We start from the raw sequence: 25,332 nt of genomic DNA on the forward strand, positions 1-25,332 counted from the left end.
TATAACGTGTAAAATAATTTGGTTTTGAAGTGGTTTTCATATCATAAATAAAGTTCAGTTGACTTTAAAAAAGATTCCTTCCTGCGAAGGAATTAATTCAACTCACACTATTATAAATTAAAAAAGAAACAGTTTTTACACGAATGCAAAAACTGTTTCTAAACTAAATAACCAACCAAAGTCTTTAAGTCTTTATTACTTTTTAAAGTCGTCCTTATTGAACACTTTATTTTTTATTTTTTTACGTTTTTTATCTGTTTGCTTCGATTTTGCAAAGCTTCCATCTGAAGAAGATCGTAAGTACTGAATGTATCCTCTTCCTTCAAACTCATAGGTTGTTCCCGAATCTGGGTGAAATAATTGTATGGTTCCGTCATCTATAACGCTTAATTCGAAGTATTCATTGTCTAGGTAATCATAATCTAATGTTAAAACTTTTAAATACGGATCATTTTCCACATCATAAATCGTATAAATTCCTTCGTAATCGTATACTAAGTTTGCAATTGGTGTATCAACCGTATCTCTAGATGAAAGGAACGTATCATCGTTTCCACCTGATAAAAACGTTAAGAAATTTTCTTCATCAAATGCATTCAACATTCCAGCTTGACTGGTATATACTTTTTTCCAAGCTGTAAATTCTTGTAAAAAGTAGTGAATGTTATCATAGAATACGAAATCGTAATCAAAGTTTGAACGTTGATATCCTGTTAAATAATAACTTGTATTTGTTGATGTATCTACCAAACGGATTCTATTAATTCCTAATTGATCTACACGTAATGGATAATATCCATCAATATCATGATTTATGTCTACAAACGTAAAATCTGTTCCGTATGCTCCAACATCAATTCCATAACCGTTTCCATTGTTCCCAATTCCTGAGATATTGTTATTTGCATACAAGGTTCCATTTCTGAACGAAACTGTAAATGCACGTTGCAAAAAAGGAACTTCTCCGTTTCCTGTTGTTTCATTAATATTTACGTACCAAAGTTCATACGAATCTAAAAGTTCTGCTAAGCTAATGCCCGGTTCGTCAATGATAGGATCTTCTACCAGTACTTCTGTATAACATGAACTTAATAGTGTACTAAATAATGTAATCGATAAGAGTAGTTTTAGCGTCTTCATAAGCCAATCGTTTTAATGTTGATATAAATACTACTTTCAAAACGCATGCCAAAAAAGTAAAACCTTGATTTTCAAGCATACCATAAGAGTAATATTTTATGTATTTTTGGATTATGGATATCTATTGTATGGACAAAGAATTAAAATATGCTGTTTTTGGCGCAGGAAGTTGGGCAACTGCAATTGTAAAAATGCTGTGTGAAAATTTAGATGAAGTTGGTTGGTACATGCGAAGCGTTTATACAAAAGAACATTTGCTAAAAGAACAACACAATCCTAGTTATTTGAGTTCGGTTGAATTTAATGTTGATAAGCTAAAAATTAGCAATGATATTAATGAAATTGCAACGTATGCTGATGTTTTAATTTTTGTGATTCCATCTGCTTTTATTTATGGAGAATTGCAAAAATTTAATGCAGATATAGATATTTCTAATAAAATAGTAGTTTCTGCCGTGAAAGGAATTATTCCTGAATCGGGATTGTTAGTAGGAGAGCATCTTCATGATATTTATAAAATTCCGTTTGAGAATATTGCTGTGATTGCAGGACCTTGTCACGCTGAAGAAGTTGCACTTGAACGTTTGTCGTACTTAACAATTTCATGTGCTGATGAAGCTAAAGCTCAAAATATAGCTGATAAATTATCTAGCAGTTATATTAAAACAAAAGTTAGTGATGATGTTATTGGTACTGAATATGCCGTAATGTTGAAAAACATTTACGCTATTGCTGCTGGAATTGCACATGGATTGGGTTATGGAGATAATTTCCAAAGTGTTTTGATGAGTAATGCCATTCGTGAAATGAAACGTTTTATTAAGAAGGTTCATAAAATGAAACGTAACATTAATAATTCTGCCTATTTAGGCGATTTATTAGTAACTGGTTATTCCGTTTTTTCTCGAAATCGTATGTTCGGAAATATGGTAGGAAAAGGCTATACTGTAAAGTCTGCCCAAATGGAAATGAATATGGTTGCTGAAGGTTATTACGCTACAAAAAGTGCATATTTGTTGAATCAGAAGAATGATAAAAAGACAAATATGCCAATTATTGATGCGGTGTATTCAATTTTATATCAGAATAAAGATCCTAAGAAAGTATTTAAAAAATTAACTGATAAATTGGATTAGCTTTTCAATGTGTTATATCATAACAAAATGGTTATTTAACTAAAATCCCCTTTGTATTCATTAACGGAAGTGGTTGAAATGCATTTTTATTAATCGTGTTTTTTCTGAACAAATACTTTTTATCATACATTTTTCCATCCTGAAAAAAGGTAACTCTAAATTCATTGTTTAATGAAAATACATCTTCTTGTAACCATTCTGCTTTTGCATAAGATTTTGCAGGTAGTTTGTCTAGTTTATGACGCATTAATGACGTTTCTCTCTCTGCATCGTATCCGCGAGAAACAATCAATATCATTTCCAAATCAACATCGTTTTCATTGATGATATAGGCGTTCCAATCGTCTGTTTTGTATATTTCATTGTATTCTTCTACAACAGCCATATATACACCTTCTACTTTAGGAATTTCAATATCTTTTTTCATACTTAATTACTGATAAAGTTCTTAAATTACGTCATTCCGAGACTTTGAGAAAAGCTGTGATAATCTGTTTTATAGTAATAGATTACTTCGCTGCAAACTTCTCGTAATGACGTTATATTGTTATAAAGCAGATTTAAATTGTGATAAGAAACGTACATCGTTTTCACTCAACAAACGAATATCTGAAATTTGGTGCAATAACATTGCAATACGATCAATTCCTACACCAAATGCAAATCCTGAATACTCAGCCGGATCGATTCCGCAATTTGTTAATACATTCGGATCTACCATTCCACAACCACCAATTTCTAACCAACCAGTTCCTTTGGTGATTTTGTAATCAGTTTCTGTTTCCAATCCCCAATACACATCAATTTCTGCGCTTGGCTCTGTAAACGGGAAATATGACGGACGCAATCTAATTTTAGATTTTCCGAACATTTCTTTTGTGAAATATTGCAAGGTTTGTTTTAAGTCTGCAAAACTTACTTCTTTATCTATATACAATCCTTCTATTTGATGAAAAAAGCAGTGAGAACGTGCCGAAATCGCCTCATTACGATATACTCTACCTGGTGATATTGTTCGAATTGGCGGTTGATTATTTTCCATATAACGCACTTGCACAGAACTTGTGTGTGTTCGTAATAAGATATCTGGATCTGTTTGAATGAAAAATGTATCCTGCATGTCACGTGCTGGATGATATTCTGGAAGATTCAACGCTGTAAAATTGTGCCAATCGTCTTCAATTTCTGGTCCTTCTGACACATTGAATCCAATACGCGCAAAGATATCTGTAATTTGATTCTTTACTAATGAAATTGGATGACGTGCACCAATTTCAATCGGTTCAGCCGGACGTGTTAAATCGCCGTAAACACCTTTTTCTTCCGCTTGGTTTTCCAATGCTTCTTTTAAAGCGTTTACTTTATCTTGTGCAACCGTTTTTAATTTATTAATCGTTTGCCCAAATTCTTTCTTTTGTTCATTTGGAACATTTTTAAACTCCGCAAAAAATTCATTTAACAATCCTTTTTTACCTAAGTATTTAATTCTGAAGTTTTCAATATCTTCTTTGGCTTGCGTCGTAAACTTTTCTATCTCCGCAATATGTTCCTTGATCTTATCTATCATGACGATATTCTTGATTTAGCTTGCAAATTTAGAGAATTTCTCTAATTATTACTTCTTTATTAAAAAGAAAAAACCATCAACATGATGGTTTTTATACTTCTTTATTGTTTGTATTGATTAAGAGAAAGTTTCTGTTTTCCCTATAGATGCATTAAATGTAGTTGCTAATATATTGTCTACAAAAACCCATTCTCCAGCAACTTGCGTAGTAGTAAAGGTCATTTTCAAATAGCCTCTTTGTGAAGCATTTAGATAACTTAAGTCGTCTATTAGTACTTGCATTGCTTGCTCGAAGCCTGCTAATTGTGCAGAATCATTTCCTAAAAGACCTTCAAAACCAGGTGATGATACTGATGATGTTGCAAATTCCTTTCCTTTTGTTTCGTTTGCTACAGAATTCAAATTACTACACCAAGCATTGTGCGTATCTCCAGCCAAACACACCAAACGTCCGTCACTCACAGCACTGTAAATAGCTTCACGTTCTATTGGGTAACCGTCCCATGCATCTAAATTGTATGGCAATGCAAAACTCACTCTACCTATTTCTTGTGGAGTTAGTGTTGGATCGTTTGCTTGTACTCTTACCTTTATTTGAACCAATTCACCTAATTGCGTTTGAAATCCTTGTAATGTTGCTGTAGAGATACTTCCTGAAGCACTTATTTCAGCTAAAATAGTTCCAAGTGTGATAATCATTTCTGCAGGAATGAACATTTTTCCCATTAATACTTGTTGCCCAAGTACTTTCCAAGCTGTTGTGTTTGAAGCTAAATTCCCTAATAACCAATCGCGTTGTGTGGCTCCTAACATACTTCTACTTGGGTCTTGAATATCGGTTTGAAATGTTACCGCATCAAAGTTTCCTGCTCCATCAATGTAGTTTGTATAATTTAATTGCTCGTCTCTTCCAATAACTCGTGTATCTAACATGAGTAGGTTTACTAAATTTCCTAAATTGATACTTCTGTAGATTTTTGTTATATCAACTGTTCTCACAGGCAAGTATTCACTAAATGCTTGTATTGCCGCTTGTTTACGTACTTCATAACTTCCTTCATTTGTTTGATGATTTTCAGCTCCATCTTTATATGCATCATTTGTAATTTCATGATCATCCCAAACACAAATAAAAGGTTTCTTTTGGTGCGCTAGTTTTAGATTTTCATCATTCCTGTATTGTTTGTAACGAATTCTGTAATCGTCTAACGTTACAATTTCATTGTCTGGCTCATGAATTCTTCCAAGTGCAATAGTTTCTGGCGTTGTTCCGTATTCGCCTGGAGCGTATTCATAAATATAATCACCTAAATGCACAATGATATCACTATCACTTTCCGCCATTGCTTTGTATGAATTGAACAATCCTGCTTGAAAGTTAGCACAGGAACAAACTGCTAATTTTATTTCGGCAGCATTTTGTGGCAACGTAATTGTTTCCCCTATTATAGAAACTGTTTTGTCTGCAACATTTACAAAACGATAGTATAGCTTTTGGTTAGTTTCTAAGTTTTGCAATTCAATACTAATGGTATAATCTCTTGAAGCGTCTGTAGTGACAGTTCCTGAACGTACAATACTCTGAAAATTTATATCAGTAGCTACTTGCCAAATGACATCAACACTTGCATTGGTCGTTGTATATCTTGACCATATAATTACTTCACTTGATGTAGGATCAAAACTTGCCACACCTTCATTAAAATTATCATTACTTAAATCTGGTGGAAGTTCGCTTGTAAAAGTATCATCATCATTACTACAACTTATCAAGTTTGGAGCAACCATTATTCCTCCAATGGCTAATAAAGAGTTTACTATAAATTTTCTACGTTTCATGGCTTTTTATTGTTTAAAAAACCAAAATAACAGCATCTGATTAAGATTTTACAGCATAGTTTCAAGACATAAAAAAAAGATAATTTTCACTATTGAAATATTATCTTTTTTTAACATGTGTATGATGTTTTAACAACACGTAGTTTGTATTTATCACATACTAAGAGATGTATTCCTTTTCTAAAAAATAGTTTACAATAGCTTCTTTCATTAAAACAGTTTGTTCACCTGCTTTTAATGTAGGCAATGCTTCTTTAAACTTGTAATGTGGCCAGCCATCATCATCAAAATAATCAAATTCGTAATAACCATACGGTTCTAACAAACGACAAATAGCGATATGCATTAAGTTTACTTTTTCATCTTTTTTGAACGTTTTATGAATCTGACCCAACTCCTGAACACCAATTAAATAGATAATCGCATCTAAATCTAACGTATCGCCTTCTGCAAATTGATGCGTCAATTTTTCAACTACATTGTTCCATCGTTCCTTTAATTGTTCGTCTCTTGCCATTGTTTTTGTTCTTTTTCGGATACAAAGGTAATTAGTTTCATACGAATCATATGTATATGTTCGTTATTTAAAAAAGGTTTTTATTTAGAGAAACTTTATATTTGTTAAAATTCGATACGCATGAACTTTATTGACATCATTTTGGGCGGACTTCTTTTGTTTGGATTTGTTCGCGGACTTATGAAAGGACTTTTTATAGAAGTAGCTTCGTTAGTTGCTTTGATTGCGGGAGTTTATGGCGCCATTCACTTTTCATATTATGCAGGTGATTTTTTAAGTGATCGATTTGAAACTTGGGATGAGAAATATATCAATTTGGCAGCATTTGCTATTACTTTTACAGTGATTTTAGTTGCAATTACGTTATTAGGAAAGTTATTGACAAAGATGGCAGATTTTGCCTCATTAGGTATCTTAAATAAAATCTTAGGTGGCGCTTTTGGCGGATTGAAAATTGCTGTAATGTTAGGAGCTGTATTAGTTTTCTTTGATAGAACCAATAATACGATGGAATTTGTTGCAAAGGAAAAAATTGATGAATCTATTTTATATGAACCTGTAAAAGAGATTGGTGGATTTGTGTTTGCCTATGTTTTAAAAGAAACCGGAGAACAAGAAGATAACGAACAAGAAGCGGCACCCGCTACTGAAAATTAATTATTTATGTGTGAAAAATGTGCAAATCCGAAACTAGAACATCTTGAACATACAGATGTAAAACCTTTTCAAAAAAAGCTTAATTCGAATTCTTTGAAAGGGAAAATAAAAGCTAAAAAGATTGCTTCAAATTAAATGCTTCCTGCTACACTTACAACATCTCCTTGTCAACATTGCTTGCCTTTTAAAAGACAAGGTTTTTCTTCAGAACAGGATTTTATAACTTTTCAGGATACGCTTGATGAAGAATGCAGAAATGGCTTATTTATAAGGATTGTAGAAACCAATACTACAAATGAAGTTGAATCTTTTTATCAATGTACTTTTTGTAATAAAGAATGGGAATTATCAACTCCTAACTATTCTTGGCGTGGTTATTTTTTGCCTAAAAAAAGTAATGCTTTAAAGCATGAAGGTAATAGCAGCTTTAAAACGTTTCAGTGGAAAGGAAAAAATGGTTGCGGATGTTGTTTAGGAATGATTTTTTTAATTGTTCTGTTGATTTTATATGTGCTTTATAATTTTTTTGATTTTTTACTTGATGCGCTATTTTAACAAAAAGTTGCCAAACAAGCTGCTTCATAACTTTCTTTTTTTATAATATTCTTAAAAATCTATTCTACTACTTCTGTTTCAGAAGTCATACCAGACATTCCTCCTTTTATCAATTGTATTTGATGAATAATGTGAATACTGCCTTCTGTTTTGATTTCTTCTATACTACGCTTTTTCATGATGAATGTTTTTAAATTTTTATGCTTAATACTTCTTCTTTTAAAGATAACAAATTGAATATTAGTATTCAAAAAAAACACTTACTGCAACTACAGACTACATTTAAAAAACACACTACTTTATTTGCAGTTTATTCTTTTCTTGCACTCATGATAAAAAGCTAGTTTTTTGAATATACAAACTTTTGCAAGCATTTACTTAACTTAATTTTTAGTTAAAACACTACGCTTATATAAAAAAGTCTACGCCTATAAACTTTAGGCTATTTCAAAAAAGCATTCTGTGCTTTTAAAATAAGCACTCCAATATCAAAACCTAAAATCAACTTTCCAAAGATGGTTTTCAACCTCATTTTTATATAAATGACAAACTCGCTATGGAAGTAATTTAAAGAATGAAAAATGATACACAAATTAAATTTAAAGAATGAAAAATGGAAAATATAAATTTATTAACCACATATCTAAATCCTAAAAAGTATGATGCTTCTAGCGGATATAGGGATATACATTATCTAATTAGAATTGATAGTGATTTTTTGGATGAAGAACAGTTTTCTTTTTCAAAAAATGTTACTAAAATTCTTAGATATGGTTCTCCAATAGCTGAAGATTTAGCAGGAGGTTTTCTTCCTGTAAATATTCAATATCCTCTTGTTGTTACTAGAAACGGCGATGAAGTTGAATATTACTTCAAAAGAATACGAAATGGCATAACTACTTATGTAAGTTTAGAAGATGCTTTATTACCTAATACCAATGAAAGTCATTTTCTACCATATAATGATTTGACTTTTATCCCTATTGCATTACAGCATTTGCATTATTATCATCCTGAGCAACAAAAAATATATTCTGTAGAGATTGCAATGCCTGAAATTAGAGTTTTTGGTCATAAAGCAATGGATTACAACCCTAAAGATTTGGGAGGACTTACTAATGGAGAATACGAGTTAGATTATAAAAATGCTTCGGGTTACACAAACGCTGTTTCAGATCAAATATTAGGTATGCTAGAGCAAGGTAGCAAAGCCAATCTACTTAGAAAAATAAATATCAATCTATATGAACAAGCCGCAAAAATATATTGGTATCCAAAAATTGTTGTTGAGCAGGGAAAAATAGCCTTGTATTATGAATATCATAGAATTCTAAATGATGATTTTGAAATTCCTTTTACAGATGGACGTTTTCAACATGCAATAAAGCTCACATTTAACCATATAGAAGGCTTCCTCGCCTTTATGGAACTTACTTATTTTAGAAATGGTGTATCTCCATTAGATCTTTGGGAAGGTTCAGGTTTTAGAAAAAGAGATTGTTTTAAAAAATATATAGAAATTGTTACTAAAGAACTTGAAAACAGAGTTAACAATTTTAAGTCAAAATTCTCTATCACAGGCATACTGGCTATCATCTATTATATCCCATTAGACTTCTTTATCAAAGAACAAAACTTATTTAGACAGCAAAAGGATAGAAATACAATATTAGGAGAACAGTTTATTTGGTTTGCCATTGATAGTGTTCTAAAAATACCTATCACAAATATTACGGTGAATGTAGAAGATATTACATTAAAACTCTTTGAAATCTTACAATTTATTCAACAATATAAGAACACAGAGAATAAACAAAAAAACGATTATTTATTAGATCAATTACTTTCTAAAACATTTGAAGGAAAAAGTTATCTACTTAATTTCTACCATAAAATGAACACAAATAATTTCGTTCGTTACAACCATTTTATATATAAAATATGGAGAAAGAGTTCTTATTTCAAACGTGATCATGAAGTATATAAAAACTCTTCGTATTTCACTAAGCTAACAGACAAAGATCAAAAGGAAAAGAAAAAACCTTGGAAAATGCTCCCTTATACTGCTGATAAAACAATTGGTTTTTACACCAGCAATATAGATGCAGAATTTGATGAAAATGATAATATCGTATTCACTCCTGATGCGCACTGGTTTAGTGATATTTTTACACTTTTTTATGGTGAAAAAGCAAGAGGCATACGAGCATATATAGAAGGTGATTGGCAAATTACGTATCATCCGTTGTATCCTGTGTCTTTGCCAAATCCTTCCGACAAAGATGCAATACGTTTACAAAAAATATCACCTGCACTTTTAATTAAAGCTAGTGAAGATAAAGGCTTTTGGAACAATGTAGGTACTGCTGCTTCGTATACATTTGACATACTTACATCGCTTTCAGGATTTGGAAACCTAGCAAAATTTAGACATTTAGCGCGACTGGCAGATGCTGCTGGTTATGTTAAAAATGGTATCCGACTCAAAAATACATTTTATGTATATAAAGCCGCCAAAGGCGCTGCTGCTGCCATTGAAATTTCTAGTGGAACCATCAATATTTTGTTAAAAATAACAGGATTGGAAGATACAGAGTTTGGCAAAGCGTTGACAAACTTTCTATTTTGGTTAGAAATGCTTACTTTATCTGTAGATCTTACAGATGCAATTTCTGGCGGCTTAAAACTCAATGCTAAAATTATATCTAAAGAATCTGATCTGTTAGCTAAAAAACTTGATGAGTTGGTTGCCGCTAAGCAAATTGATGAAGCGGATAGGGCAAGGGTGATTAAGGAAGTTGAGGAAATTGGTGGAGTTAGGTATAAAATTGATAATTTTATTGCTCGAAATCCAAAAAGAAAAATTGGAGCAATTAGAAAAAATGATATTCTCAAAGAGCTAAAAACTACAATATCTGGTGAAAAAGTTGCACTAGCTATACAAAAGAAAGAAATAAAGTTAATTAGGTTAGATGAAGAAGAATTCTATAAAACAATTAAAAAACCTAGTGAAACCATTGAAAGTTTAAAAAAAGATAAAGTTGTTGCTTCTCAAATAAAAGATAAAATATACATTAGAAATGATTCCCCAGTAAATAAGGCTTTTGGTGAAATTGTGCATGAAGGACAGCATGCTCTTGATGAATTAGCTGGCTTATTTGATGATTCTGTAGCATTAAGACAACAAACTAGTCAAATTACACATGATGGCATTTCTATGAAATCCTATGTAGATAAAATGACAGACGGACAAGTAATTGAATTAAGAGCTAGAATTGCAGAACGCGAATTTTTACTTGAAGCTAAAGTAGCATTAGATGAGAATTATAACTCTGTAGCTGCAATGGTTAGCTTCATTTTAAAAGAATACAAATAATTAAAACAATAAATTATGGACTTAAAGATTCAAAAATTACTAACTGATATGATTGATAACTTTGATTATAGAGTAGTGGCAAAACCTGATAACTCTTTAATAAGAGCTAAAAAAGAAATAGAGATAAGTGTGGTTAATAGTCGAGTTGTGGCTTTATTTGGCTGGATAGATCCAAGAGAACATAACCTTCCAGATTTTAACCCTAATAAGTATGTAATTTACGAAAGAGATTTTATGTCGCAAGAAGTTTTTGAAGAGGTCTCTGGAGAATTTAAACTGGTATTTGAAAAAATACCAGAGCTAAACTATATTTTCAAGTTAAAGGAAGAACATGTAGAATTTAATTCGTCATTGAGTAAAAATGATATTGAAGAAATTTACGAATTTGTGAAGACAAACTACAATGTCCCTATAAGGGATTTTCAAAGGAGAACTAGGTAAATGGACAAAAAACATTTTAAAACTACTTAATAACGTGTCTCAAAGATAAAATGAAGCTTGGAAAGCTAGAAAAAGATGAAGATGGTTTTTGGGATATTGTGAATTTTAAATAAATATGAAAAACTAAAACCCACTCAACCATAAAAGTTAAGTGGGTTTTTAGTATATATTATATGTGATTCTTACTAAACCGTATCTTCTACATTTTCCTTAACCCATAGTAAGCAATCTTCAAAGGTTTTGAAACAATCTTCTTCCGGGATTAAATCTGGAATGATATCAATACGCTCCATCATATATCGTGGCTGTTTCGGAATATCTACAAACAGTACTTTTCGGTCGTCGCTTTTTAAATCAACTAAGATGTCTTCTAAAGCATATAATCCTGACTGATCAATGTATTGCATTCTTCCCATACGTATGATCACCGTACGTGCTGTATCAGGCAATTGCTTTGCTAATGCTTGAATTTCACTTGTAGAACCAAAGAATAATGGTCCTTTTATGTGTTTGATAAATACTTCTTCTTTTAAGTTTTCTGGAAAATCAATTTCATCATCCCAAGCTTCTTCACGCAAAGTTTTAATATCCGAACCTCTTGCCGTAATATCTCCAATTTTTTTCATAAACATTAATGAAGCAATCACCAATCCAATTCCTACGGCGTAGATTAAATCCCAAAATGTAGATAATCCAAGTACAATTAACATAATTAATACTTCTGAACTTAATCGTATTGGTCCTAACTTCATGTCTTTTGGTAAACTCGGAATCGCTTTGAGTCCTTTATAATCCATTACACCAATTCCTACTGTAATTAAGATTCCTGCCAATACGGCTGCAGGAATTTGTGAAGCCACAGGTCCAAGTGCTAAAAGAATGATCAATAACAACACACCTGCAATCATTCCTGATAAGCGTGTTTTTCCTCCAGAATTGATATTTACAACCGTACGAATAGTTGCTCCAGCTCCTGGAATTCCTCCAAAAATAGCTCCGATAGAATTTCCAATTCCTTGTCCAACTAATTCTTTGTTTGGCTTGTGTTTTGTTTTGGTCATATTATCTGCTACAACACTTGTTAATAAGGAATCAATTGCTCCTAAAAGCGCCAAAGTTAACGCAGTAAATATGTAAGGTGTAATATCTCCGAAACTAAATTCAGTAAAGATTTCCATGCGAGGCAATGGAAAGTTTCCAGTAATTTGATCAATAGGTTTATAATCTAATCCAAATACGAATGCGATTCCCGACATAACAATTAGTGCAACCAACGTACTTGGAACGGCTTTGGTAATCCGTTTAAAACCATAGATAATAAAAATAGTTCCCAAAGCTAAGATAACTTCTAGCAATAAGGACTTCTTCTTTTTTTCAGGAGATTCTTCAGGAACCTTTATAAAGTTATATTCTGAAGGTTTTTTTATTTCATCAAACAATTTTTCAAAAGCTCTCGGCAATACTTTCAATGCACCAATAACACCTGAAGCATTTTTCTTTGCTAGCGTTTCTGATTCTTTTTTTATGTCTTTAGGTGTAATTTCTTCCGATCTTTTTATAGTTTCCTTAAAATTTTCTAAAACTAAAATACCTTCATCCATTTCATCTTTTAGAATACCTTCTAAAAGTACTTCTTCTGCTTGTGGCTTAAATTGATTTACATATTCTGCATCTTCTTTTGGATAATATCCAACTGCTGGTAAAATTTGCGTGATTAATATAATAACACCTATGGCTGTCATAAACCCAGAAACTACTGGATATGGAATGTATTTTATATAGGCTCCTAAGCCTAATGCGCCAAGTCCTACTTGCATGATTCCTGCTAATAGAAAGACCGTTAAAATAGCTGGCATTGCTTTCTCTACATCTCCACCATTAGCAGCAATGATTCCTGCAATAACTACCATACTTACGGCTGTCATTGGTGCAGTTGGTCCTGAAATTTGTGTACTGGTTCCTCCAAACAATGCAGCAAAGAAACTGATAAATATAGCTCCGTATAATCCTGCACTTGGCCCTAACCCTGAAGAAACTCCGAATGCTAAGGCTAATGGCAAGGCAACTATTCCGGCTGTAATTCCTCCAAAAGCATCGCCTTTGAAATTTGAAAATAAATTTTTCATGTGTTAGTCTCAGTTGTTATACATCTAAATTTTAGCTGTATATTTTTGTAATGGGATATTTTTAACGCTAAAAGTTAGCATATTTTTTTATAATTCATTGACATCTTCGGCAATAATCCAACCGATTTTTCCATCAATCAAACGGATTTTTTTCCAATCAGCAACGGTATCGAGCACTTGTACTTTTGTCCCTTCATGCAATGTAAATACCACATCACTTCGTAAATTTGGCTCTGCTTTTACTGTAGTTTCTGTGGCAAATATAATAGCTGGACGATCTTTTTTCGCTTTTCCATATTGTTGATATGCAACAACAACAGTTCCTAACATACAAATCAAAGCAATAAAACTAATGAGGAAATAGATTCGTTTTTTCAAGCTTTGATATGCAAATTGATATAATAAAAACGATATAACACATACAAATCCCAAAATTATCGCAATCCAAGCCCATTGATTGTATGAAAATTTCCCCGTAATACTTCCCACAAATTTTGAGAGTTGTGTTTTTGGCAAAGGCTCAATAGCGTCAATCGTCATATTTCTGGCGAAAGCCAAGTTATTCAAAATATCTTCATCATTTGGCGAAAGCTGTAACGCCTTTTCAAAGTAGTACACACTTGGACCAATGACGTTGGTTTTGTAATACGCATTTGCCAAGTTGTAATAGATTTCAGCCGAGTATTCTCCTGAATCTAAAATAGATTTGTATTGTGTAATTGCTTCCTGATAGTTTCCTTGGTTATACGCTTCGTTTGCCGAATTGAATACCGTTGAATTTTCTTGTCCAAATGCTAGTGTAAGACTAGAAATGAACACGAGAAGTATATATGTTATCTTGATTTTCATTTCTTTCTAATTACTTTATTTGTTTGTCAATTTGCGAAATTGTTTGTACTGCTTTTTCGTAATCTTTATTAATTGTTACGTTAGAAGCTGGCGTGTATCGTGCAAATTCGCAACTTTCTAAAAGCGTGATAAAATCACCTATTGTTTCTTCTTTTACATTACGTTGTGTAAGTAATTGATTGATTTTTTCTTTGCTGAATTCAGAAGTTTCTATACTCAGCTTTGCACGTAAATAATTATGCAATGCACGTTCTAGCACTTCATAGAATGCTTCTTTTTCTCCTAAACGTTTTTTGGCTTCTGATAGATATTTTTTTGCTAAACGATTTGCCGTTCTTGTTTTATTTCCTTGAATATCATTGTCAAACGCTCTCTTTTTTCTTCGAACAATTAAAATGATTGGAATAAAAAGGAAAGGACCAAATAACAATCCATAGAACAAGTTCGATTTAAAGAAATCTTCTGATTTTCCTGAAATTAGATTCGCATTCGTTTTTAAGAATCTGAATTGCGCACCATTGGTTGTAATCGACTGTTTTTGGGTTGTATTTTTAGCGGTACTGTTTTCAGCTGTAGCTGAATTTACAGGACCTTCAATAACATCAATGACAATTTCGTCAGAATTTAATGTTTTGTACTTTTTTGCTTTTGGATCAAAGTATGAGAACGAAATACTAGGAATAGGATATTTTCCTTTGTATTGCGGCACAACGGTGTAACTATCGGAAATTCGCCCTTGCATTCCACTGATTCGAGTAGAAACTCTTTCTGTAAATTCAGGATCGTACACTTCTAATGAACTTGGCAAGTTTAGCTTTGGCAATTCAAATAGTTTTAAATTTCCTTTTCCTGCAACTTCCACTTTTGCCTGCAATGATTCTGTAGCGTTTAGGGAGCTTTTACTTGTAGTTACTACAAATTCAAAATCACCAACAGCGCCTCCAAAATCAGCTGGTTTCCCGGCTTCAGGCAATGCTTGAACATTTACCGTTCGGCGTGTAGATGAAATTGTTTTATGCACTTTTTCATATTGTCTTCCAAAGACTGTTCTTCTTCGTGTAGGCACAGATACTTGCACATCAATTGAGAATGGTTCTATGATTTGTTTTCCTGTTTTTTGCGGATATAGCACAAAACGTTTTAAAACTACATAAGAATATTGTTCTCCTTTGTACGTTCCGCTTTCAGCTTTGATGCGTGTTTCAATATTTTGACTCCAAAAGTTATTAAATTTTGGTTTTCCTAGTTCTCTGTAATCACTTACGTTGATTCCTGGTTTTACATATAATTTGTATGTAACCGTTACAGGCTCATTTAAGTATGGTTTTCCATTAGAAATTTCAGTAACTAAGTGCAATCCTTCCGAAATTACATAATCAGAATTGCTTCCATCTTTTGGTTTTGCAACCGCTTTTGTTACTTGAACAGATACAGGCTGTGTTTTATAAATTTGCCCATCAATTTCTACCTTTGCTTGTTTGATGGTAAATTTCCCTTCAGCTGTTGGCTGTAAGAAGTATGTGTATGTTTTTGAGAATGATTTTTGCCCATTATTCCATACATGATTCATGGATTGTATTGGACCTGCGGTGATACGAAACCCGTTGAATTTTGGCGCCGTAAAGTTGTCTCCATCTCTGTCCATTTCAAAGTCTACACGTAAACGCTCGTTAACGCCTAGCTTCTTTTTACTCACTTTGGTTTCAAACGTAACCTGAGCCGACAAGAAACTTGCGAATAGCAAGCAAATAAATGTAACTATGTATGTTTTTGTTTTCATGTATTGTAACGAATTTTTCTCCGTTTATATATAGTGACCGATTACCAATCTTTTTCAGCTTTCACTTTGATCACTTTTCCTTTTTTCTCATTCAGCTTATCCTGCGTTTTCTTTTCAGCATTGTTCATGGCTTGCAGTAAGCTTTTTATTTGTTGTGGCGACAATTGATTTGGTTTTGGCTGCTGTTGCTGTTTTTTATCGTCTTTTTGATCAGCATTTTCCTTATCGTTTTTATTGTCCTTTTTGTTCTTCTCTTTTTCTTTATCGCCTTCTCCGTCTTTGTCTTTGTCGTCTTTTCCTCCTTTATCTTTCTCTTTATCTCCTTCGTCTTCGTTTTTATCCTTATTATCTTTTTTGTCGTCCTGATCTTTTTTGTTTTCGTCTTCCTCTTTTTGATCTTTTTTGTCTTTGTCTTCTTTATCTTGATCGTCTTTCGGAGGATTTTTCTCTAACATATCTTTGGCTAAAGCCAGATTGTAACGCGTTTCATCATCAGTTGGATTGTTACGAAGTGCATTTTTATATGCTGCAACCGCTTTTTCGTATTCTTTATTTTTCATGAAGATATTCCCCATATTGTGATACGCGCTGTGTTTTTCAGCTTTTGTCAAAGCAACTTCAGAAGCTTGCTTATATCTATTGAAAGCTTCCGTATAGCTTTCATTATTATAATATGCATTACCTAAGTTGTACTTTGCCGTTGCATTTTCAGAGTCTTTTGAAATTGCTTTTCTGTATTCCGCTTCAGCGTCCGAAAAACTATTTTCTTGCAATGCTTTGTTTGCTTTGTATGTAAATCGATTTGATTCTTGCTTGATTTCTTCCGCTTCTTTGTTTTGCGCAAATGCAACCGAAACTGCAAAGAGTAGAATAAATATGTTTTTTAAGTGTTTCATCTGTTAATACTTCATTGTTTTGTTAAGGTCAGAGGAATTAGCCAATAGTCATTTAAGTTGATATCAACTTAATTGTGATGGCTCATTTCATGATCCTTTTTCATTAAATAAATTCAACTTTTGTAACCACGCTGTTTTTCTTTCTAATAGAAATATATCTAACAGTAATAAAAAGATTCCTAGTCCAAGAAACCACTGAAATTGGTCCTTGTATTCAGAAAACTTTTTTGCTTCAAATTCTGTTTTGTCCATAGCGCTCAATCGATTCGTGATAAATTCAACTGCTGCTTCTGTATTTGCTCCGTCAATATATTCACCATTTCCTTCCGAAGCAATGCTTTGTAATGTTTTTTCGTTCAGTTTCGTAATAACAACTTCACCTTGCAGATCGCGCTTATACGATTCTGTAATTCCTCTTCTTTTTATTGGAATTGGGCCACCTTTTTGTGTTCCGACACCAATTGTATAGGTTTTGATTCCTTCTTTGGTTGCTTCTTCAGCAATTTTTCCTGCGCCACCTGTATGATCTTCTCCATCAGAGATTATTACCAAAACTCTGTTAGTTTGTTCTACATCGTCATAGTATGTTTTTGCCAAACGAATGGCATCATCAATCGCCGTTCCTTGCGATGATAACATATTAGTGTTTAGGTTTCCTAAAAACATTTTTGCCGCTGAAAAGTCTGTAGTTATTGGTAATTGTGGCACTGCTCTTCCTGCATACGCAATAATTCCAATACGATCGCTTCCAAGTTTGTTGATGATTTCAGAAACAATACGCTTTGACTTGTCCAATCGACTTGGCGAGATGTCTTCTGCCAACATACTTTTAGACACATCTACAGCAAATACGATATCAACTCCTTCACGTTTTACCGTTTCTAGTTTTGTACCTATTTTCGGATTGACTAGCGCAAGTGTTAACGATGCAATTGCCAAACACCAAATTGCCAATTTTAAAATTGGTTTAAAAATAGATTTTTCAGGACTTAATCGTTCTAACAATTGTTTATCAGCAAATTTACGCTGTGCACTTCGTTTCCAGAGTTGCAAGAGTATAAATACCAATACCGCAATTGGTATGATAATGAGTAAGTAAAAATATTTTTTTTCTTCTAACATGTTATTTCTCCATCAATTGATTCGCAAAGTTTGTGATACGTTGCTGCACATCTTCTGTTATTTTTTTATCTTCAATCCATGTATGAATATGTCCTATATATTCCATACCTAAATAGTTTGCACTTTCTACAAAAGGCATTTTAAAACCTTTTTTTATTTCTTGATCCGATCCACAACTTACGACGCCCATTCGTTTTTGTCGCAAGCGTCTTCCTATTTCTTTTTCTTCAAATAGAAAGTCTGATATTCTATCAAAAAACACTTTCATTACACCACTCATCGTATACCAATAGATTGGTGTTGCAAATACAAACGTTTCATAGTTTGCCGTTAATTCCTTAAATAGCGCATTGAAATCATCTTCATTATTTAAATCATACGCAAAGTGATTGATTTGATATGTTTTTAAATCTACGATATCAAAACCTGTTTTTTCTTGAAGTTTAGAAACAATGGTATGTGTGTTTCCTTTACTTCGGGCACTTCCTAATATGATGACTCCTTTTGTTTTCATGATTTAGATAAAACTTCTGAATAGTGTTTTTCGTAATACAATTTCTAACAATAGCAAGAGTCCTGCAAACAGTACAAAAATTCTAAATTCTTCTTCATAATTAGTGTATCTGAATTCTTCTATTTCTGTTTTTTCGAGCTTATTAATTTCGTCATAAATCTGCTCTAATTTTTTACTATTCGTTGCTCTAAAATATTTCCCTCCTGTTGTTGAAGCAATCGTTTTTAGCAATGCTTCATCAATGGTCACTTCCATGTTTCTATACATTAAAGTCCCGTCCGGGTTTAATGCAAAAGGCGTGGATGCCATTCCGTTGGTTCCAATTCCAATGGTGTATACTTTTATGCCATATTCAATTGCTAATTCAGAAGCAATTTGTGGCTCTATGAATCCAGCATTGTTCACTCCATCTGTTAATAGAATAATCACTTTACTTTTGGTTTCACTATCTTTTAATCGGTTTACAGCAGTTGCCAATCCCATACCAATAGCAGTTCCTCCAACTAATTCACCAGTTTTATATTTTATACTTTTTAAAGCAGTTTGAATAATATTTTTATCCGTTGTAATTGGTGTTTTAGTAAAACTTTCTCCAGCATATACAACCAATCCGATACGATCACTTGGTCGTCCGTCAATGAATTCTCCTGCTACTTTTTTCAACGCTGTTAATCGATCTGGCTTTAAGTCTCGCGATAACATACTTGCCGAAACATCAATTGCCATTACGATATCAATTCCGTTATTGGTTTTGACACGTGTAGACACTTCTTTAGTTTGCGGACGCGCAATAGCAATGATTAATGAAACAATTGCTAGTAAACGCAATCCAAATAATATTGGTTTTAATTTTGGCAAAATACTTGGTGTAGCTTTGAAACCTTGTAAACTTGACATTTTTACCGATGCCATTTGTTTTGGTTTTTTCCATATATACCAAGCGATTGCTAGTGGCAACGCCAATAACAACCAAAAGAATTGTGGATGTGCAAAACTGTAATTTTCTAACATCATTGTTGTTCTTCTATTTGTGTTATTGAGTTGAGTATTCTATCCAATACTTTTTTTCCTTCTTCATCATCTACAGCATACATTAAGCGTAAAATTTGCACGCCAATTCCTTCTTCAAACACATATACTGCGTACGCTCTTTTTTGCGATGTTCCTAATGGATTCTGCACATCATTAAATGTAGCACTTCCATACATTTTTACACCTTTTACGCCACGTGGCGATTCATATTCATCATATTTTACGACAATGTCTGTAGTACCAGCGGCTTCGTATTGTTTTAGAATTTGTTCTGTAATTTGATCTGCTGTAATTTCTATTTTTTCTGTAAATGTCAGTGTTTCTAAGTTGATTGCAAATGGTGCTAAATAACTTTGATATTGAAATATTTCTGAATTTACTGGCGATTGAATGCTGTCTGGTTTTTTGATAGGACTTACACGCTTTAACACTTGTGGTGTTGCAATGGTAAATCCTGAAGCACCATATTCACTTGTAATCCATTCACCATCAACCAAATCATCCATTGAATGACCGATATATGTGTTTTCTTTTACATATGATAGTGTTGCATATCCAATGAGCCCACCAAATGTGATAATCATGGCAACAACTCCAATAACTGCATTTCTGAAACGTCTTTTTTTACGTTGTTCTTCCAGCAATCGCAACCTGTATTCTTCGTCTTTTCTAAGTTCTTCTTCAGATACTTCTGGTATTGCTTCTTTGGTTTCTACCACAATGTATTCTACCAAATTACGATCTGCTTTTATGATAGCATCATCTGGTTTAGACTTGGCAAATTTTACCAAATCGGCTGTTTGCAATACATTTTTTAGACTTTTAATTGTTTCCTCTTTTAAATCTAAATAACCAGCTTGTTTTTGTGCTTCAATTTTTCGAATAAGTTCAGCGGTTGTGCTTTCTAAGGCATCAATTCGAACTTCTTCTTCTATATATTGACGTATAATGTTTGTTAATTCTGAATAGTAATTTTTGTATTCTGATTTTAATAATAGAGTGGAGTTATCCAATTCATTTAATTGTAATAAAGCTCTATCATATGGTGGAATTTCTTTTTTCTTCTTTTTCTTTTCTTTCGCTTTCAGCTGAAATACAAAGTAATAAAAGTAAGCTCCAAATAATGCTAACAATACTAGAATTCCTAAAAACCACTTCCACCAATTGCTACTTCCTTTTTCAACAGAAACTAATTCTTTGATTTCAAACATTTTCTGCTTTAATGTATCTACAGGAACATCTGCCACAGCAATACGAATTGAATCTGTATAGAATGGTTTTTTGTTGATGAGTATTTTTTGTTTTGGAATGTAGTATTTTCCAGAATCGAACTGTGTCAATCCGTATTTTCTTGTTAGGTTATATTTCGCATCTTTCTTTAAAGTATCTACTTTATAAGCTTCTAACAATTCTAAAGGAAGAAATTCATTTGCTTCTTGCGGAAATACCACACTTGCTGTAGAATCTGCTTCTACGATAATTGAAAGCTTTATTTCTTCTCCTATTTTTATTTGTGTAGAATCTACAACAGCTACAACTTTTTGTGCTTGAACAACGAGTGAAAAAAGAACTGCGCACACGAAAAAGCAGGTTTTCAATTTTTCAATCGAAAACAACACAGTACATCTTTTTAATTTTGTATTCATCATTCGCTTATCCTCTTCGTTTAAAATATCCTAATAGTTTTTTTACGTAACTTTCGTCAACACGTGTACTTATAACGCCTGCTCCACTTCTTGAAAATAGTTCTTTGAAGTAGTTTACTTTTTCTTGATAGTATTTTGCATAGTTTGTACGAACCGTTTTTGAACCTGTGTTTACCAACATACTCTCACCTGTTTCGTTGTCTTGCATTTGTACAATTCCTAGGTTTGGAATTTCCTCTTCGCGTTTATCGTAAATTCTAATTCCTGTTAAGTCGTGCTTTTTTGCAGAAATTTTCAAAGTTTGTTCGTAATCGTCTGCAATAAAATCTGACAACATAAAAACAATTGCTTTCTTCTTCATTACACTTGATAAGAATCGTAACGCTTGCGAAATATCAGTTTTAGTACTTTTTGGTGTAAATTCTAACAGTTCACGAATGATTCGCAATACATGTGATTTCCCTTTTTTGGGTGGAATGAATAATTCTACTTCGTCTGAAAACAGAATTAAACCAACTTTATCATTGTTTTGCATTGCAGAAAATGCCAATGTTGCTGAAATCTCTGTAATAGTTTCATTTTTAAATTGTGTATTCGTTCCAAATAATTCAGATCCTGAAACATCTACCATCAACATCATTGTCAGTTCGCGCTCTTCTTCAAACACTTTAATATAAGGTTCGTTGTAGCGTGCGGTTACATTCCAATCAATATTTCGTACATCATCACCAAACTGATACTGACGCACTTCGCTAAACGTCATACCTCTTCCTTTGAAAGTAGAATGATATTCTCCTCCAAAAATATGATCGCTCAAACGGCGCGTTTTGATTTCTATTTTTCGTACTTTTTTAAGTAACTCTTTTGTATCCATTGTTCAGTTTACTGGACATTCTACACTTGATGCAGAATTTTTTTAAGTATCCGATTTAGTTTAATTAGCAGATTCCTGCCTTCGCAGGAATAACGAAGTCAACTATCTACGGTACTTCAATTTCGTTTACAATATCATTAATGATTCCTTCAGAAGTGATATTTTCAGCTTCTGCTTCGTACGTAATTCCAATTCTGTGACGCAATACATCATGTACTACAGCGCGTACATCTTCAGGAATTACATATCCTCTTCGTTTGATAAATGCATAACATTTTGCAGCCGTTGCCAAGTTGATACTTCCACGAGGCGAAGCTCCAAAACTGATTAATGGTTTTAAGTTTTCTAATTTATATTTTTCAGGATAACGTGTCGCAAAAATGATATCTAAGATATATTTCTCAATTTTTTCATCCATGTACACATCACGTACAGCTTCTTGTGCTTTTAAGATTTGCTCCACAGAAACTACAGGGTTTACTTTTTCGAAGCTTCCTTTCAAATTGGCACGCATGATCAATTGTTCTTCATCCATTTTAGGATAATCAATCACCGTTTTCAACATAAAACGATCCACCTGAGCTTCTGGTAACGGATATGTTCCTTCTTGTTCTACAGGGTTTTGTGTTGCCATTACTAAGAAAGGTCTATCCAAAATAAACGTTTCATCACCAATAGTAACTTGCTTTTCCTGCATGGCTTCTAACAATGCCGATTGCACTTTTGCTGGCGCACGGTTAATCTCATCTGCCAATACAAAATTTGCAAAGATTGGTCCTTTTTTGATAGAGAAGTCGTTGTCTTTCATATTATAAATCAACGTTCCTACAACATCTGCAGGAAGTAAATCAGGCGTAAACTGTATTCTGCTAAAACTTCCTTGAACAGCTTTACTTAGCGTATTGATGGCTAATGTTTTTGCTAAACCAGGCACACCTTCTAGCAAAATATGTCCTTGTCCTAACAACCCTATCAACAAACGCTCTACCATGTGCCTCTGTCCGACAATTACTTTGTTCATTTCCAACATAAGTAGGTCTACAAATGCACTCTCTCTTTCTATCTTTTCATTAATAGCTCTAATATCAATTGTTTCTTCCATTTAGGTACTTTTTTGTGGCGTGAATTTACTAATCACATTTTAACGATGCAAATTGTTAAAATAATTCCTTTATTGCTGTTAATAATTGGTTAAAATATTTAGGATAATTTATATATTGAAGCCTTTAAAACTCAAAACTTAAATTGAAATCTAACGATCTCATTTTTTTGTTGATAACTTAAAAGTGCTCGTTTTGCAATTTTACGAATTATATTGTGCTTTTTTAAACTGTTTTTATGGAATTAACAACATTAGATTATAGCTTCATTTTTGGATTCTTTGCTATTGTTTTAGGAATTGGAATTTATGTCTCTAAAACTTCTGGAAAAAATACATCTGAATATTTTTTATCAGGAAGAAGCATGCCGTGGTGGATTTTAGGAGTTTCTATGGTTGCCACTACATTTTCAACAGATACACCAAATTTTGTTACAGATATTGTTCGTAAAGATGGAGTTTCATCTAACTGGATGTGGTGGGCTTTTCTAATTACAGGATTATTAACAGTTTTTGTGTATGCAAAACTCTGGCGAAAATCGAATGTTTCCACAGATATTGAATTTTACGAATTACGCTATGGCGGAAAACCAGCCAAATTTCTCAGAGGCTTTCGCGCAATGTACTTAGGATTGGTTTTCAATGTATTTGCTATGGCTGGAGTTACGCTTGCCGCGATAAAAATTGGTGGTGTCATGCTCGGGTTGGAACCTTGGGAAACTGTATTATACGCAGGAGCAATTACGGTAGTTTTTAGTGCTATTGGAGGTTTTAAAGGCGTTGTATATACCGATTTCCTATTATTTTTTGTAGCAATGGCTGGCGCAATTGGAGCTGCATATTACTGTGTAACACTTCCTGAAGTTGGCGGATTAGAAAATTTAATGACACATAAAAATGTAGCTGATAAACTCAATATTTTTCCAGATTTTAGCAATAAAGAAATTCTTATCACTTTAATCATAATTCCGTTAGCAGTGCAATGGTGGAGTTCATGGTTTCCAGGTGCCGAACCGGGCGGTGGTGGTTATATTGCACAACGAATGTTAGCTGCAAAAGATGAAAATCATGCGATTGGCGCTACATTTTTCTTCAATATTATGCATTATGCATTACGTCCATGGCCATGGATTTTAGTAGCATTGGCTTCATTGGTTGTTTTTCCAAATATTGCGAGCATTCAAGAAGCATTTCCAAATATCCCTACTGATAAGTTAGGGCACGATTTAGCCTATTCTGCGATGTTGACAAAATTACCAAGCGGCTTACTAGGCTTAGTATTAGCTTCCTTGGTGGCCGCATATATGTCAACCATTTCAACACATTTAAATTGGGGATCATCATACATTGTAAATGATTTTTACAAACAAACCATTAATAAAGAAGCTTCTGAAAAAGAATTGGTAAATGTTGGACGAATTTCCACAGTTATTTTAATGGTTTTGAGTGCTATTTTTGCATTGTTTTTACAAAATGCACGACAACTTTTTGACATTATCATCATGTTTGGTGCAGGAACAGGACTGATTTTTATTTTACGCTGGTTTTGGTGGCGAATTAACGCATGGAGTGAAATTTCAGCAATGGTAGCTTCTGGTGTCATTTCTATGTTGTTTAAAATGACGATTGTTGGAAAAATCTTATTTACACATCTAGATCAAAATGGTTATACTGTTGAAGGAATTATGCCAAGTTATGCTCAATTTCCAATAGTTGTACTAATTACCACAATTATCTGGTTAACAGTCACTTTTACAACACAACCAGAGACGAAAGAGACTTTATTCAATTTTTACAAAAAAATACAACCTGGCGGACCTGGTTGGAATAAAACAATTGCAGATGCAAAAGAAGCAAATGTTGAAATTGTTACTGATACACAACCTTGGAATGTGCCTTCTGGTATTTTAGCGATGCTAGTTGCTATGGTTTTTATTTACAGTATTATGTTTGCAACAGGCTATTGGATTTATGGCGATTACACCTATGCCATAACTTTAACAATTGTTGCATTAGCTTCTGGATTTATTCTAACACAACTCTGGAAAAAGATTAAAGCAACCATATTTTAACATCGCATTTATCATTACAAATGAATATTGAGCAGAGTCGAAATGTGAATCAGAATTTCATATTTTTTACACTCAACTTTATACTACATTGAAA

The 25,332-nt window shown here is 33.1% G+C and carries 21 protein-coding genes; 6 read left to right on the forward strand and 15 right to left on the reverse strand.

Annotated features, from left to right (window positions below; genetic code table 11):
- Positions 1-195: 195 nt before the first annotated feature.
- Positions 196-1,140, reverse strand: a complete 945-nt coding sequence (locus tag Q0828_RS02870; protein ID WP_298417506.1) for a nicotinic acid mononucleotide adenyltransferase — start codon at positions 1,138-1,140, stop codon at positions 196-198.
- Between the two features lie 128 nt (positions 1,141-1,268).
- Between Q0828_RS02870 and Q0828_RS02875 the strand changes: the two genes are divergently transcribed.
- Positions 1,269-2,276: an NAD(P)H-dependent glycerol-3-phosphate dehydrogenase gene (locus Q0828_RS02875; protein WP_298418210.1), complete on the forward strand. Its 1,008-nt coding sequence runs from the start codon at positions 1,269-1,271 to the stop codon at positions 2,274-2,276.
- Between the two features lie 31 nt (positions 2,277-2,307).
- Here the strand turns inward: Q0828_RS02875 and Q0828_RS02880 are convergent, their stop codons facing one another.
- The 4 genes from Q0828_RS02880 to Q0828_RS02895 all read right to left on the reverse strand — a co-directional run bounded on the left by Q0828_RS02880 (position 2,308) and on the right by Q0828_RS02895 (position 6,199).
- Complete coding sequence (locus Q0828_RS02880) at positions 2,308-2,703, reverse strand: hypothetical protein (protein WP_298417508.1); 396 nt, start codon at positions 2,701-2,703, stop codon at positions 2,308-2,310.
- Between the two features lie 120 nt (positions 2,704-2,823).
- The gene (gene pheS / locus Q0828_RS02885) at positions 2,824-3,843 is read right to left on the reverse strand and encodes a phenylalanine--tRNA ligase subunit alpha (RefSeq protein ID WP_298417510.1); all 1,020 of its coding nucleotides are present in this window, start codon (positions 3,841-3,843) and stop codon (positions 2,824-2,826) included.
- Between the two features lie 117 nt (positions 3,844-3,960).
- A complete protein-coding gene (locus tag Q0828_RS02890) occupies positions 3,961-5,682 on the reverse strand; it encodes an alkaline phosphatase D family protein (protein ID WP_298417511.1) in 1,722 nt (573 codons plus the stop codon).
- Between the two features lie 160 nt (positions 5,683-5,842).
- Complete coding sequence (locus tag Q0828_RS02895; protein WP_298417513.1) at positions 5,843-6,199, reverse strand: hypothetical protein; 357 nt, start codon at positions 6,197-6,199, stop codon at positions 5,843-5,845.
- A gap of 120 nt (positions 6,200-6,319) precedes the next feature.
- On the opposite strand from Q0828_RS02895, the gene Q0828_RS02900 reads away from it, so the two are divergent.
- From Q0828_RS02900 to Q0828_RS02915, 4 genes are all read left to right on the forward strand, one after another.
- Complete coding sequence (locus Q0828_RS02900) at positions 6,320-6,856, forward strand: CvpA family protein (protein ID WP_298417514.1); 537 nt, start codon at positions 6,320-6,322, stop codon at positions 6,854-6,856.
- A 135-nt stretch (positions 6,857-6,991) separates the two neighbouring features.
- Positions 6,992-7,411 carry a hypothetical protein gene (locus Q0828_RS02905; RefSeq protein WP_298417515.1) on the forward strand — a complete coding sequence of 140 codons (420 nt, stop codon included), beginning with the start codon at positions 6,992-6,994 and terminating at the stop codon, positions 7,409-7,411.
- Positions 7,412-8,024: 613 nt separating this feature from the next.
- Positions 8,025-10,787, forward strand: coding sequence for a hypothetical protein (locus tag Q0828_RS02910; RefSeq protein ID WP_298417517.1), 2,763 nt, complete (start codon positions 8,025-8,027; stop codon positions 10,785-10,787).
- Between the two features lie 15 nt (positions 10,788-10,802).
- Positions 10,803-11,228, forward strand: coding sequence for a hypothetical protein (locus Q0828_RS02915; protein ID WP_298417520.1), 426 nt, complete (start codon positions 10,803-10,805; stop codon positions 11,226-11,228).
- A 185-nt stretch (positions 11,229-11,413) separates the two neighbouring features.
- Here Q0828_RS02915 and Q0828_RS02920 read toward each other — a convergent pair whose 3' ends face one another.
- The 10 genes from Q0828_RS02920 to Q0828_RS02965 form a co-directional block, all read right to left on the reverse strand.
- On the reverse strand, positions 11,414-13,354 hold the full coding sequence (locus Q0828_RS02920) for a SulP family inorganic anion transporter (RefSeq protein ID WP_298417522.1): 1,941 nt from the start codon (positions 13,352-13,354) through the stop codon (positions 11,414-11,416).
- 87 nt (positions 13,355-13,441) lie between these two features.
- Positions 13,442-14,203: an SH3 domain-containing protein gene (locus Q0828_RS02925; protein ID WP_298417524.1), complete on the reverse strand. Its 762-nt coding sequence runs from the start codon at positions 14,201-14,203 to the stop codon at positions 13,442-13,444.
- A 10-nt stretch (positions 14,204-14,213) separates the two neighbouring features.
- A complete protein-coding gene (locus Q0828_RS02930; RefSeq protein ID WP_298417526.1) occupies positions 14,214-15,983 on the reverse strand; it encodes a BatD family protein in 1,770 nt (589 codons plus the stop codon).
- A 41-nt stretch (positions 15,984-16,024) separates the two neighbouring features.
- Complete coding sequence (locus tag Q0828_RS02935; RefSeq protein WP_298417528.1) at positions 16,025-16,879, reverse strand: tetratricopeptide repeat protein; 855 nt, start codon at positions 16,877-16,879, stop codon at positions 16,025-16,027.
- 87 nt (positions 16,880-16,966) lie between these two features.
- The gene (locus Q0828_RS02940) at positions 16,967-18,001 is read right to left on the reverse strand and encodes a VWA domain-containing protein (protein WP_298417530.1); all 1,035 of its coding nucleotides are present in this window, start codon (positions 17,999-18,001) and stop codon (positions 16,967-16,969) included.
- 1 nt (position 18,002) lies between these two features.
- Positions 18,003-18,515 (reverse strand): NAD(P)H-dependent oxidoreductase, encoded by a 513-nt coding sequence (locus tag Q0828_RS02945; protein WP_298417532.1) that lies wholly within the window; start codon positions 18,513-18,515, stop codon positions 18,003-18,005.
- A 3-nt stretch (positions 18,516-18,518) separates the two neighbouring features.
- Positions 18,519-19,526: a VWA domain-containing protein gene (locus tag Q0828_RS02950; protein ID WP_298418212.1), complete on the reverse strand. Its 1,008-nt coding sequence runs from the start codon at positions 19,524-19,526 to the stop codon at positions 18,519-18,521.
- Entirely contained in the window at positions 19,526-21,127 is a 1,602-nt protein-coding gene (locus tag Q0828_RS02955) for a hypothetical protein (protein WP_298417533.1), read from the reverse strand. Before Q0828_RS02955 ends, Q0828_RS02950 begins: the two co-directional genes overlap by 1 nt.
- Positions 21,128-21,200: 73 nt before the next feature.
- Entirely contained in the window at positions 21,201-22,067 is an 867-nt protein-coding gene (locus Q0828_RS02960; protein WP_298417534.1) for a DUF58 domain-containing protein, read from the reverse strand.
- Between the two features lie 106 nt (positions 22,068-22,173).
- Positions 22,174-23,169 carry a MoxR family ATPase gene (locus tag Q0828_RS02965; RefSeq protein WP_298417536.1) on the reverse strand — a complete coding sequence of 332 codons (996 nt, stop codon included), beginning with the start codon at positions 23,167-23,169 and terminating at the stop codon, positions 22,174-22,176.
- Positions 23,170-23,405: 236 nt separating this feature from the next.
- Here Q0828_RS02965 and Q0828_RS02970 point away from each other — a divergent pair, with 236 nt between their 5' ends.
- A complete protein-coding gene (locus tag Q0828_RS02970) occupies positions 23,406-25,238 on the forward strand; it encodes a sodium:solute symporter family protein (protein WP_298417537.1) in 1,833 nt (610 codons plus the stop codon).
- Positions 25,239-25,332 lie beyond the last annotated feature (94 nt).

The organism is uncultured Kordia sp., from assembly GCF_947496985.1.
Classification (GTDB): domain Bacteria; phylum Bacteroidota; class Bacteroidia; order Flavobacteriales; family Flavobacteriaceae; genus Kordia.